11 protein-coding genes are annotated in these 12607 nt (G+C 70.9%); 8 read left to right on the forward strand and 3 right to left on the reverse strand.

The window, feature by feature from the left end:
* Positions 1 to 28 precede the first annotated feature (28 nt).
* Entirely contained in the window at positions 29 to 859 is an 831-nt protein-coding gene (locus OV208_RS20445; RefSeq protein WP_267575531.1) for a hypothetical protein, read from the forward strand.
* A 30-nt stretch (positions 860 to 889) separates the two neighbouring features.
* Positions 890 to 1390 (forward strand): MauE/DoxX family redox-associated membrane protein, encoded by a 501-nt coding sequence (locus tag OV208_RS20450; protein ID WP_267575532.1) that lies wholly within the window; start codon positions 890 to 892, stop codon positions 1388 to 1390.
* A 29-nt stretch (positions 1391 to 1419) separates the two neighbouring features.
* Here OV208_RS20450 and OV208_RS20455 read toward each other — a convergent pair whose 3' ends face one another.
* Positions 1420 to 2034, reverse strand: a complete 615-nt coding sequence (locus OV208_RS20455; RefSeq protein WP_267575533.1) for a CAP domain-containing protein — start codon at positions 2032 to 2034, stop codon at positions 1420 to 1422.
* A 184-nt stretch (positions 2035 to 2218) separates the two neighbouring features.
* Between OV208_RS20455 and OV208_RS20460 the strand changes: the two genes are divergently transcribed.
* The 4 genes from OV208_RS20460 (at position 2219) to OV208_RS20475 (ending at position 5833) form a co-directional block, all read left to right on the forward strand.
* A complete protein-coding gene (locus OV208_RS20460; RefSeq protein ID WP_267575534.1) occupies positions 2219 to 2683 on the forward strand; it encodes a putative toxin-antitoxin system toxin component, PIN family in 465 nt (154 codons plus the stop codon).
* A gap of 290 nt (positions 2684 to 2973) precedes the next feature.
* Positions 2974 to 4206, forward strand: a complete 1233-nt coding sequence (locus tag OV208_RS20465) for a LysM peptidoglycan-binding domain-containing protein (RefSeq protein WP_267575535.1) — start codon at positions 2974 to 2976, stop codon at positions 4204 to 4206.
* Positions 4207 to 4221: 15 nt separating this feature from the next.
* Positions 4222 to 4935: a purine-nucleoside phosphorylase gene (gene deoD / locus OV208_RS20470; RefSeq protein ID WP_120540327.1), complete on the forward strand. Its 714-nt coding sequence runs from the start codon at positions 4222 to 4224 to the stop codon at positions 4933 to 4935.
* 10 nt (positions 4936 to 4945) lie between these two features.
* Complete coding sequence (locus OV208_RS20475; RefSeq protein WP_267575536.1) at positions 4946 to 5833, forward strand: alpha-ketoglutarate-dependent dioxygenase AlkB; 888 nt, start codon at positions 4946 to 4948, stop codon at positions 5831 to 5833.
* An 85-nt stretch (positions 5834 to 5918) separates the two neighbouring features.
* On the opposite strand, the gene OV208_RS20480 is transcribed toward OV208_RS20475, so the two are convergent.
* Positions 5919 to 8495 (reverse strand): RIO1 family regulatory kinase/ATPase, encoded by a 2577-nt coding sequence (locus tag OV208_RS20480; protein WP_267575537.1) that lies wholly within the window; start codon positions 8493 to 8495, stop codon positions 5919 to 5921.
* Positions 8496 to 8790: 295 nt separating this feature from the next.
* Here OV208_RS20480 and OV208_RS20485 point away from each other — a divergent pair, with 295 nt between their 5' ends.
* Both OV208_RS20485 and OV208_RS20490 read left to right on the forward strand, forming a co-directional pair.
* Positions 8791 to 9522: a L,D-transpeptidase family protein gene (locus OV208_RS20485; RefSeq protein WP_267575538.1), complete on the forward strand. Its 732-nt coding sequence runs from the start codon at positions 8791 to 8793 to the stop codon at positions 9520 to 9522.
* A gap of 71 nt (positions 9523 to 9593) precedes the next feature.
* Complete coding sequence (locus tag OV208_RS20490; RefSeq protein WP_267575539.1) at positions 9594 to 11093, forward strand: amidase; 1500 nt, start codon at positions 9594 to 9596, stop codon at positions 11091 to 11093.
* A 13-nt stretch (positions 11094 to 11106) separates the two neighbouring features.
* Here the strand turns inward: OV208_RS20490 and OV208_RS20495 are convergent, their stop codons facing one another.
* Positions 11107 to 12426, reverse strand: a complete 1320-nt coding sequence (locus OV208_RS20495) for a TonB C-terminal domain-containing protein (protein WP_267575540.1) — start codon at positions 12424 to 12426, stop codon at positions 11107 to 11109.
* Positions 12427 to 12607: the final 181 nt, after the last annotated feature.

Consider the following 12607-nt stretch of genomic DNA (forward strand, 5'->3'; position numbering starts at 1 on the left):
CCTCCCGCCGTTGGCGTAGATTGCTCCGATGCCAGGACACGCCACGATCCAGGTTTCGTTCATCGATGTGGAGACCCACCGCCCCCTCGGCGAGGTGAAGCTCCCGCTCGGGAGCCTCCCCGCGAGCTTCGAGGCCGCGACCACGCTCCAACTGGGAGACACATCCTACGAGGTCGTCTCCGCCACGCCCATGACGGCCCGGGAGTTCGAGGTGACTGGCTCCCTGCGACTTGAGATGCGGGAGGTGAAGGTGGACACGGTGGACCCCCGCGACCTCCTCTATTCGCTGCCCACCCTCTCCAACGAACTGCCCGCCATCGCGGAGGGCTCCACGAAGCTCGGCAAGCGCGTGCTCGAACTCCACGAGGACGACTGGCGGCAGGTCGAATTCGTGGCGCTCGCGCTCCAGGCCCCCGTGGATGCGGAGTTGGAGGCCATCGAGCAGATCTACACCGGGCATCGCAAGGGAGCCGGCTTCGACGCGCTCCATGTCCGCAAGGGGGGGTCGTCTCCCCTGGAGGACATCCGGCTCGCGCTCGCGGACGTCCGGGGCGCGCTGGGTGGGGCGGCTGCGTGGCAGGACGGTCTTTCGTTCCGAGGTGTCGCGGGGCTCATCGCGGGCGGCTTCGCTGTCCAGGTGACCTCCGCCCTCACGTTGTACGGCGTCGAACACGAGGGGTACGTCACCGCGTTGGGTCTCCAGCGCACGGGCGCCAGCGCCGACTTCGAGGAGGTTGCACGCATGCTGGCGGCCCTCGCCACCCGGCATCAGCTCTGCCTCGTGGATTGGTGCCGGGTCGCCCGCGTTCCGCCCTCTCCTCAACTGTTCCATGACTGGCTGGTCGGGCAGGAAGGCTGAGTCGCTCCTTGCAGACCTGAAGCGTCCCTCTTGGCGTTTCAGGAACGGCTGGCGGACCTGGAGGTGGTGCGCATGAAGGAAGATCCTTCACGAAACCCGGAGGCTCGGCCGGGCCTTTTCGGCCTGTCGGACGCCTCGCTCGGTCATCTGGTGCTGCGGCTGGTGCTGGGCGTGAACATCGCCGTGCACGGCCTCACCCGCGTGGGCAACCCGGCCGCCTTCGCGGAAGGTCTGGTGACGGGCTTCTCCCAGACGTGGCTGCCCGCTTGGAGCGTGCGCGGCTTTGGATTCGTGCTGCCGTTCGTGGAGCTGCTCACCGGGCTTGCGGTGTTGCTGGGCCTGCGCCTTCGCGCCGCGCTCGTGGTGGGCGGCCTGACGATGGCGGCCCTCACCTTCGGCACGGGCGTGCAACAGAAGTGGGAGATTGCCGGCCTCCAACTCGTCTATGCCTTCGTGTACGCGTGGCTCCTGCACCACGCGAGCGCCGCGCGCTTCACGCTCGACGGCGCCCTGCGGCACCGCCGCCCCTGAGCGAGGGACGGCGGTCCGGAGGCTTGCGGCTACGGCGTGCCGAAGTCCTGCGTCCAGTAGGCGCGGTAGGTGCTGGACGGCGCGTTGAAGTAGCCGATGCCCACCTGCTTGAGCGCGCCGTTCATGATGTTGTTGCAGTGGCCGGTGCTGGTCATCCAGCCGTTCACCACCGCCGCCGCGGTGCCGTGGCCCGCGGCGATGTTCTCCGCGGCCGTCCGGTAGGTGTAGCCGGCGGAGGCCATGCGCTGCCACGGCGTGGTGCCAGTGGAGCCCGTGTGGCTGAAGAAGTTGTTGGTGCCCATGTCCTTGGAGTGCTTGCGCGACGCACAGCGCAGCTTCGTGTCGAGCGTGAGCGCGGCCACCGCCGGCTTCGCGACGCCGCCACAGGTGGCCCCCGCCGCGCGGCGCTGGTTGATGAGCGTGAGCACTTCGTTCTCCAGCGTCACCCACGCCGGATCCCACGTCGTCACGTCATCGCAGTACGCGGCGCTCGCGGTCACCCCGTCGGTGGCGACCTCCGTCTGCACGGGGGGCACGACGACGCCCTCTCCCGCGGGCTCGGGCAGCTCCTGGCCACCACAGCCTCCCAGCAGGGCGGCGGCGCTCAACAACGTCAGACACAGCGAACGGGGGAAGACGGTCATGGACAGACCTTTCACCGGCGCGAACCGGCGGAGGGGAGGGGGGGCACCACAGGAAACATCTTTGTCCACTATTCCAGGTTTCGACCATGGACGCCCCGTGTATTGTGATTGACTGGTCGGCGAGCGTGTTGAATTGGCGGCGCTGCTGGCGGAAAGTTCTTCATCCGTGAGCGCTCCTTCCGCTGTGCCTGACGTTCGTTCGGTGGTGCTGGACACCAACGTGGTGCTGGATCTGTTCGTCTATGACGACGCGTTCGCGCGGCCGTTGAAGGAGGCCCTGCTCGCGGGCGCGCTGACGGCGTGGGTGGACCGGCACACGTCGCGGGAGCTGGAGCTGGTGCTCGCGTACCGCTCGTTCGCGCTGACGGCGCAGACGCAGCAGGCGGTGCGGGAACGGTACGGCGCGCTCACACGGGTGTCGGACGGGGAGGGCGCGGCGGTGGAGTTGCCCCCATGCCGCGACAGGGATGATCAGAAGTTCCTCGTGCTGGCCGCGCGCGTCGGGGCCTCGTGGTTGGTGAGCAAGGACAAGCGGGTGCTGTCGATGGGCGGCGGACGTCGGCTGCCGTTCGACGTGCTGACGCCCCGGCGTGCGTCGCTGCTGCTGGGGGCGGAGGTTTCGCCGGCTTCGCGCGACGGAAGGGATTGAAGCAGGCAGGCAGGGGGGCGCACGCGGAGTCAAAATCGCGGTCGGCGTTTGGTGGTGTGGGCTTTCTCGGGCCATCCTTCGGCCCGGTGCGTTCCTCACTCCTGATCCTCCTGTTCTGCGCCGGCTGCGCCGCGCGTGTCGTCACCCCCGTTCCGGTGTCCGCTCCGGCTCCGGCCCCGAGCCAGGCCGCGCCGCCCGGAGAATCGGCGCCGCCCGCCGCTGGGACGCCGGCGGCATCGACGCCCGCTCCGGCCGGTGCCCAGGCTCCGGCCACGGGGGAAGCCCAGATCGTGGCTCCCGCGAGTGTGTCCGCCGCGCCCGTCGCGATGCCGTCCCCGTCGGAGGTCGCCGCCGTCGTCACCGATGCCGCGATGCGCGACAACCCCTGCCCCACGGGGACGGAAGCCGACGAGGAGGACGACGACGTGTCCTCGGCCACCGAGGATGAAGGCGTGAGTGAGGAGGGCGAGCTGCAGGCGCCGCTCGCGCCCGCCGCGCCTGCGGGGCCCCTGTACACCGCCGACCTGTCGGACGAGGCGCTGACCGAGGCGTGGAAGAAGGACCCGGCGACGCTGGGCTCCATGTCCATTGGCTTCGTGGAGAGCGGCCGGCAGCTCAACAGCCACCGCGTCCCGGACGACAAGGACTGGATGGTGGTGTCGCCGGAGATCGCCTGGGGCACCGAGGAGACCGTCAACTACGTGGTCGCCGCCATCCGCGCCGTGCGCGAGCAGTACCCGAACGTGCCCCCGCTGCGCGTCAACCGGCTGTCCACCAAGGACGGCGGCTACCTGCGCCCGCACAAGAGCCACCAGAACGGCCGCGACGTGGACCTGGGCTTCTACTACCCGACGGCGGAGCCGGTGCGGGAGCGCGAGCGGGAGCGCTACATCGACGTGGCCATGAACTGGGCGCTGGTGCGCTCGCTGGTGACGAACACCGACGTGCAGATGATCCTCGTGGACAAGCGCGTCCAGAAGGTCCTGTACGACTACGCGGTGGGGATTGGCGAGGACAAGGTGTGGCTCGATTCGCTCTTCAACGCGGGCTTCAACTCCGTCATCAAGCACGCGCGCCGGCACCGCGACCATTTCCACGTGCGCTTCTTCAACGCGCGCGCGCAGGAGCTGGGACGCCGGGTGGCGCCGCTGCTGGCGCTCCAGCCGGACCAGAACCTCATGATGTACAAGGTGCGCAACGGGGACACGCTGGGCGGCATCGCGATGCGGCACAACTCCAGCGTGGTGGCCATCAAGAAGGCCAACCGGATGCGCAACACGTTCCTGAGCATTGGCCGGCGGCTGGTGATTCCGCTCAAGGGGCCCTGCACGCACTGCCCGATTCCACCGCCCGTGCAGCTTCCGCCGCGCCGGTTGCCCCCCCAGACGCAGGCCCCCGCTTTGGTGACCACGACGCCCGAAGCTTCAGGCAAGCTGCCCAACCCCTGTACTCCCGCCGCGCCGGCACCCACCCCCGTGGCGGGGCCGACGGGCGCTCCGTCCGGTCTGTCGACCGCGCGCTGAAAGGCTTCACGTTCCATGGCAACTCCGCACATCTCCGCCTCCCCGGGTGACTTCGCCGAAGTGGTCCTCATGCCGGGGGACCCGCTGCGCGCCCGCTACATCTCCGAGCGTTTCCTGGAGGGCGCCCGCGCCGTCACGTCGGTGCGCAACATGCTGGGCTTCACCGGCACCTTCCGGGGCAAGCGGCTGTCGGTGATGGGGCACGGCATGGGCGTGCCCTCCATCTCCATCTACGCGACGGAGCTGGTGCAGACGTACGGCGCGCGCGTGCTCATCCGCGTGGGCAGCTGCGGGGCGCTGCGCACGGACGTGAAGCTGCGCGACGTCATCGTGGCGCTGGCCGCGGGCACCGACTCCAACGTGAACCGCATGCGTGCGATGGGCCACGACTTCCCGGCGGTGGCGGACTTCACGCTGACCCGGCGCGCGGTGGAGGCGGCGGAGAAGCGCAACAAGCCCGTGCGCGTGGGTTCGGTGTTCACCTCCGATTTGTTCTACCACCCGCAGGAACAGCTCAACGCCACGCTGGCGCGCATGGGCATCCTGGCGGTGGAGATGGAGATCGCCGGCCTCTATGGCGTGGCGGCGCAGTTCGGCGCTCGGGCGCTGGGCCTGCTCACGGTGTCGGACCACATCCTCACGGGCGAGCACCTGTCCCCGGAGGACCGGCAGACGACGTTCGATGAGATGATCGAGGTGGCGCTCGACGTCGCCGTCTCCGAGGCGTAGGGACGCGTCCATGACCTTCACTCCCCGCAGGGGGCCCGGCTCGCCGCTGGCGCGCAAGGCGGCCCAGCGCACCCCGGGCCACCACTACAACGCGAGCTTCCTGGCCGCGGCGGACCGCGCGGAGATCCTCGCGTGGCTGGGCACGCTGCACCCCCTGTGGGAGGAGCGCTATTCGAAGCACTTCCCCCCGCCGGAGGGGCAGGCGCAGCGGCGGCTGTTGCGGCCGGTGTACTGGTTGGGCAACTGGCAGTTCGCGTGCCTGGACTACTACCGGCCCCCGAAGGGCGTGAAGGACCGCTGCGTGAAGGCGGAGCCGTTCCCGGCGGTGCTGGAGCGCCAGATTACGAAGGTGGAGGCGCTGGCGCGGCGGATGTTCCGGGGCCCGGACATGCCGCAGGGCTGGCACCTCAACACCTGCCTGGTGAACTTCTACGGCAACCGGTTGGAGGACGGGCGCTGGGTGGACGTGGCGCGCGTGGGCGAGCACAAGGACTTCGAACCGGGCCCGGTGGCGTCGCTGTCGCTGGGCGAGCGCGCGCTCATCCAGTTCGTCACGTCGTCGCGGCCCGGCGAGCGCGATGCGGTGGTGCTGGAGCAGTGGTTGGATGACGGGTCGCTGCAGCTCTTCGGGGGCGCGCAGTGGAAGGAGCAGACGTTCCACCGGGTGCAGCGGGTGGACACGCGCGCCGGACACGTGATGCCGCCGGAGCTGCCGGACTTCCGCACGCGGCGCATCAACCTGACGTTCCGCTACGTGCCGGACGCGCACGTGACGCCGTTCGCGGCGCTGAGCGCGGAAGCCCGTGAGGACGTGCGGCCGTACATGGCGACGCTCGCGAAGGGCAGCCGCTTCTTCCGCGAGGAGCTGGCGCGGGAGCCCGTGACGCGGGCGGAGTAGGGGAGGGCGCGGACGCTGGCGGTCCGCGCGGGCCTTCATTCGGCGCAGGCTGCGTGGCTCGGGCGTGGGTCGCCCGAGCCGGCCTTCAGGATGAGGACGACGAGCCTGTCTCGGGACCCCGGTTGGACGAAGCGGACGCGGGCGAACGGCCCACGTAGCTGACCTGGGGGGAGGCTCCTCGCGCGGGACGTCCCGCGCCGCGCTCCTGGGGCTGACGCGGCACCCGGGGGTTGCCACGCGCGTCCCGAGCGTTGGCTTCGGGGCCCCGGTCGTTCGGGGGCTGCGCTGCTTCCTGGCGGGGCTCCCCGTTCATCGCGGAGGGTTCGCCTTTGCGGGAGCGCTGTCGACGGTTGTCCGGGTTCTGGGCCCGGTTCTCCGCGCCAGCGACAGCGTTCGACGGCGGCGCGAAGGACGCGTTGTCGGCCCCGGTGTTCGGAGGGCGCTGGCCTCGGGAAGGACGCCCGTTCGCGCGGGGCTCACCATTCTGCTGCGGAGGCCGGCCGTTCGTGCGCGGCTCGCCGTGCTGGGAGGGCTGGCCCTCACTCCGCGCGTCGCCATTCCGCTGGGCCCGGCCGTTCCTGCGCGCTTCGCCCTGCTGCGAAGGCGGTCCCTCCGTCTGGAGGCCACCGTCGCCCTGGGCCCGGCTGTTCATTCGCGCTTCGTCCCGCGCCCGAGCCGGCGTTCCATTCATGCGCGGCTCGCCGCTCTGCTGAGAGTCGTTCGCGCGCGATTCACCGTGCTGCTGTCGGCCGTTCCTGCGCGGCTCGCTGTTCTGCTGAGCGCCATTCGCGCGTGCTTCGCCGTTCTGCTGGGAGCCGTTCGCACGCGCTTCGCCAGGCTGCTGGCGGCCGTTCGCGCGCGGCTCGCCGTTTTGCTGGAAGCCGTTCGAGCGCGGCTCGCCGTTCTGCTGGGATCCGTTCGCGCGTGCTTCGCCGTGCTGTTGGCGGCCATTCATGCGCGGTTCGCTGTTCTGCTGGCCGCCATTCGAGCGCGACTCACCGTTTTGCTGGGAGCCATTCGCGCGTGCTTCGCCGTGCTGCTGACGGCCATTCATGCGCGGTTCGTCGTTCTGCTGCGGAGGCCGGCCGTTCATGCGCGGCTCGCCATTTTGCTGCTGGCGGCCATTCATACGTGCTTCGCCGTTCTGCTGGCGTCCGTTCGAGCGCGGCTCACCGTTCTGCTGGGGGCCGTTCGAGCGCGACTCGCCACCCTGCTGGGAGCTGTTCGCACGTGCTTCGCCATGCTGCTGGCGTCCGTTCGAGCGCGGCTCGCCGTGCTGCGACGGGCCGGTCGTTCGCGCATCCGCATGCTGCGGCTGCGACGGGGCGCCATTCATGCGCGTCTCACTGTTCGGCTGCCGGGGCGGACGTCCATCACGGCGCGGCTCGTTCGGCCCGCCTCGCGGGTTGCCATTGCGCGGCCCGCCGCCCTGCTGCTGCGGCCTGCCATTCGTCCGCGCATCGCCCGACGCGGCCGGTGCACCCTGGACCTGAACCACCGGAGCCCCACCGCGCGGGCCACCCTGCTGCTGCGGCCTTCCGGTGTTCCCACCGGGCCGGTTGTTGCCACCGCCCTGCTGAGGCCGAGCCGCGGCGCCCTGCTGCGACCCCGCGTTCCCACCGGGCCGGGGCGCATTGCCCGTGCGCGGAGGCGGCTTGCCACCGAATCCTCCGCGCCGACGCCCATCGCGCGGGCTCGACGTGACGACGGGCCGTCCGCGCTCGCCGCCTCCCTGCCGCAACACCAGGGCTTCCAGCGCGCGCAGCTCCGCCTCCTCCGCGCTCACGCCCTCCTCGAGTTCCACCGGCGCGGCCACGGATGCCGGAGCCGCGCGGAAGTCACCGCGCTCCTCTTGCCCGAAGCGCTCCGCCCGGGGACCCGGCCGGCCCTGCGCCCCGTTGCGGCGCGGAGCCTCCTTGAAGCTGCCCGACGGCACGTACTCCGGCGTCAGGTCGCGGCGCACGTACGCGTTCCAGATTTCGCCCGTGTCGCCCGCACGGCTCCCCAGCCGGGGCGAGATGCCCGTGAGGAACTCCCGCACGTTGTCCAGGTCGCGGCGGAAGTAGAACTCCGCCTGGCTGTTGCGCGCCGCCGCCACCGTCTGCGGAAAGTCGATGAGCGTCGGCCCCATCCCACTCATCAGGATGTTGTAGGGCGACAGGTCCCCATGGATGAGATCCGCGCACAAGGTGCGAATCACCTGACCCCGCAGGTCCAGGTAGCAGGCCTCGGCGTCCTCGGGGGTGAGGGGCGGCGCTTCCACCAGACGGGGGGCCGGCTGGCCCTGCTCGTCCAGCACCAGCTCCATCAGGAGGATGCCTTCGTAGAACAGCACGGGTGTGGGGACGCGGACGCCCTGCGCGTGCAGCTTGTAGAGCGAGTCCGCCTCGGCGTTCTTCCACGCCTCTTCCGCGGCGGCCTGCCCGAAGCGGCTGCCCTTCTCCATGGCGCGGCGGGTGCGTGAGTTGCGCACCTCGCGGCCTTCCTTGTAGCCGGAGTTGTTGCGGAAGTTGCGCTCGTGGCGCTCCTTGTACAGCTTCGCGGCGACCACCTGGCCAGCGTGCTGGACAAGCCACACCTCTGCCTCCTTGCCCGTCTTCAGCTGGCCGATGACGGCGTCAATGATGCCGTCGGCGAGGAGGGTCTCGAGGGAGTCATTCATTCTTAGGCAAAAGGCCGGAACGGCACGGGGCGGGGAGTTTCAGTCGTAGCGCACACCGGCGGCCCCTGCTCGCCATGATGCACGATGGAGATGAGAACACCGGGCAGGCCCTGATTTCCATCGCCGTTACGCTGAACGCCGTCCAGGAAACCCACGTACCGCTTGCTAGCAGCTTGGGAAGCAGGGGGCCAGGGGTGGGCTCCTGCCTGTATCCTGTTCGCCTTCCGCCCCTGCCCCGGGACCGGCTTGACGCCGGCCGGGGTCCAAGAAGCCCTCGGGAAGGAGACGTCCGCCCATGAAGGTCCTGCTGTTGTGGGGTGTCCTGTTGGCCTCGCTGTGCGCGCACGCGGAGGACCGCGTCGCGGGGGCCCGGAAGCATCAGACGGCCGCGCTGGTCCAGTCGTTCCGGGACGCGGGGCTGTCCTGGCCGCCGGAGGAGCTCTACCTGCGGGCCTTCAAGGTCGAGCGCGAGCTGGAGGTCTGGGCGGGCCCCCGGGGCAAGCCGCTGGTGAAGGTGCGCACGTTTCCCATCTGCGCGGCGTCCGGCGACGTGGGCCCCAAGCGCGCCCAGGGCGACGAACAGGTCCCGGAGGGCTTCTACACGGTGGACCTCTTCAACCCCTGGAGCGCCTTCCACCTGTCGATGCGCGTGAGCTATCCGAACGCGCTCGACCGGAAGCTGGGCGCCGCGGAGCCCGGGGGCGACATCTACATCCACGGCAACTGCGTGAGCATCGGCTGCCTGGCCATCGAGGATGGGCCCATCGAGGCCTTGTATGTGCTGGTGACGGAGGCCCGGGCCCGCATGGGACGCGATGTCCCGGTGCACATCTTCCCGCGCCGGCTGGACGCGGCGGGGCTCGCGGCGCTGGACGCGCTGCCGGGCGTCACCGACGCGCGACGGGCCTTCTGGCGGGGCCTGGAGCCCGGCTTCCGGCTCTTCGAGGAGCAGCGACGGCCCCCTCGCGTGAAGGTGGATGCGAAAGCGACCGCCTACGTCGTGACCCCGGCCCTGCCTGCCAGGTAGTCCGGGACCCTGATACAAGTATTGATTCATCGGTGCCGACGCCGTCACCGATTCCGGGGGTGGGTCCGAGCATGAAGTCATCCGTCACGCTGGAAGAGCCCGTGGTTGCTGATGGCGCGCGAGCGCTCGTGTCCCTCACGACCACGGAGCTGGCCGCCGCCCTTCGCGAGCGCCGCGTCAGCGCGGTGGAGGTCCTGGACGCCTTCCTGTCCCGGGCCCGCGAGCACAACCCCGCGCTCAACGCGGTGGTGACGTGGGACGAGGCGCGGGCCCGGCAGCGCGCCCGGGAGGCGGACGCCGCGCTCGCGAGAGGAGAGCTGTGGGGGCCGCTGCACGGCGTGCCCTTCACGGTGAAGGACACCTTCAGCACCGAGGGCCTGCGCACGACGTCGGGCCATCCGCTGCTGGCGGAGTACGTGCCCACCGAGGACGCCACCGTGGTGGCCCGGCTCAAGGCCGCGGGCGGCATCCTCTTTGGCAAGACGAACCTGCCGCCGTTCGCGGCGGACTTCCAGACGCAGGGGCCGTTGCTGGGCCGGGCCAACAACCCGCACGCGCTGGAGCGCACGCCGGGCGGCTCCAGCGGCGGGGCCTCGGTGTCGGTCGCGGCGGGCTTCACCCCGTTCGACGTGGGCAGCGACATTGGCGGCTCCGTGCGGCTGCCGGCGCACTTCTGCGGCATCGTCAGCATCAAGCCCACGGAGAACCGCGTCTCCAACGCGGGCCACATCCCGGACATGCCCAAGGGTCCGCGCCACGTGCGCCACATGGCGTGCTCCGGTCCGCTGGCGCGCTCGGTGGCGGACCTGCGGCTCGTGCTGTCCCTCATCGAAGGCGCGGACCTTCGCAACCCGGAGGTGCCGCCCGTCGCGCCGCTGGGGGCCGCGAAGCCCCGTTCCTTGAAGGGCCTGCGGCTGGCATGGGCGGACACGCTGGGGCCGTTTCGCGCCGACCGCGAGACGCGCGAACTCTTCCAGCGCTTCACCGCCGCCGCCCGCGCGGAAGGCGTCATCGTGGAAGAGACCGCGCCCCCGTCGCAGGACTTCGCGGACCTGTTGGAGGTGTGGGGGTTGATGGAGGGGGGACTGGTGGGCGCGCCGATGCCCACGGAGCTGCGTGAGGCCTTCCGGGGCCAGTTCCTGCCCTTCCCGGACGACCTGTTGGCGAAGGCCATCGTGAAGGGCACGCACCTGGACCTGACCGGGATGGGGGAGACGCTGAGCCGGCGCGACGGGCACATCGCCACGTTGGAGCGGTTCCTGTCCGGCTGGGATGCGTGGATGGTGCCGGTGTCGATGACCGCCGCCATCGAGCACACGCCCTTCGGACAGGCCGTGGACGTGGACGGCGTCCCGGGCCGCTACCTGGAGGTGCTGGGCGGGTTCACCAGCCTGTTCAACGCCACGGGGAGTCCCGTGGTGGTGATTCCCCTGGGGCGTACCGCGTCGGGGCTTCCGGTGGGCGCGCAGCTGGTGGGGCGGCGCTGGGCGGACGGGGCGCTGCTCGATGTGGCGGAGGCGCTGCTGCCCCTGGGTGGCGGCGTGCGGTGGCCTTCGGCGTTCACACCCTGAGGCCTGGCTTGTTTCAGTAGACGCGCAGCAGACGGGAGCGGCATTCGAAGTGCGGGTTGCGCACGTCGATGACGTAGACCTCGCCGGTGGTCTCCTCGAAGCCTCCGGCGAGCACTCCGACTGCGGCCGCGGCCGCGAGGTACGCGGAGTCCGAGCCCTTCATCTCGCTGGCCTTGCGCACGTAGACGACGCGGCCTTCCACGGCCCACAGGGTGCGGATGCCGTCGGCGTTCACGCCCAGGGCATCGGGGGGCGGAGGTGGCGTCTTCGCCAGCGCGGAGGGCACGGACTGAAGCACGTAGTCGTCGTAGGCGCGGTTGCCGCTGCGGCTCACGAGCTTCACCTCGCGCAGCGTGCCGTCCGGTCCCTGGATGAGCTCCAGCGTGACGACCAGCTTCAGGGTGCTGACGCCGTTGGCGAAGGACTGGAGCTCATCGCCGGCCTGGGTCAGTCCCCGCAGGCGGTCGAACTCGGGGTTGTTCCGGGCGCGCTGCGCGAGCAGTTCGCCCGGCTTGGGGGGCGCTCGCGTCGGGGGGCCGGCACCGGGCGAGCCCGTTGCGCCGAACCGATGGGCCTTGTCGGCCCACGATTGCAGCATCTGCTTGGGCAGGCTGGGCATGTCGAAGAGCGGCGCTGTGTCCATCTGCCGCTCCAGCTTCGCGCGCAGCTTGCTGAAGTACGGGTGGATGCGGCCGGTGTCCACGCGGTCGCGGGCCCGGCGGTCGTCGATGATGCCCTGCACCCGCTCCGTCACGCGCGCCTTCTCCTCGGCGGCGAGGGCTTCGGGGGCGAGGCTCGGGTCGCCGGGCCGCAGCGTGCGGCCTCCACCCCGGGAGTTCTCCGGCGTCGTGATGATCACCCCGCCGCTGGAGCCCGGAGGCGGCAGCAGGTTCAGGGGCAGGGTGCCCGGAGCGCGAGGCACGTCCGCCGCAGGACGGTCGGATTCGAGGGACGGCTCCCGCACCGCGACGTCGGGTGGAGGGGGCTCCCTCGATGGCGCGTCGGATGGGGGCGGCTCGCGGTTCGCCACCTCGGGTGGAGGTGGTCCGGGCTTACGGGCCGGAGGCTCCCGGGTCGCCGTGCCAGCAGGAGGCCGAGGGTGTGGTGTCGGCGGTGGCAACGGCTCCTGGGCTTGCGGGCTGGGGGCCGGTGGGAGGGGCTTCGCGACGGAGACGGGCGGCGGGGTGAGAACCTCCACCTCGATGGCCCGTTCGCGCCCCCGCGAGGCGCGCGATGACGGCGCGGGGCTCGCCTTCCACAACAGCAGCAGCAGGACCGCGTGCAGCGCGAGGGAAATCAGCCCGGCCCATCCGAGACGTCGAAGGCGCCGCATGCCCGGACGCTCCCAGAAAGAGCCCAGGGGCTCAACCTGCGTTGACGAGTGCGTTCGCGAACCGACGTCCCCCCTGGCGAGCAGGCAACCCGTGAACGTGGGAAACAGTCCTGGGGGTGACTCGACGCAGCCTGTGACTCCTGGTGTGCTGTCGCCACCCCCGTGCCACCCATGCCCCTCG

This window comes from Corallococcus sp. bb12-1 (assembly GCF_026626765.1).
GTDB classification, from domain to species: domain Bacteria; phylum Myxococcota; class Myxococcia; order Myxococcales; family Myxococcaceae; genus Corallococcus; species Corallococcus terminator.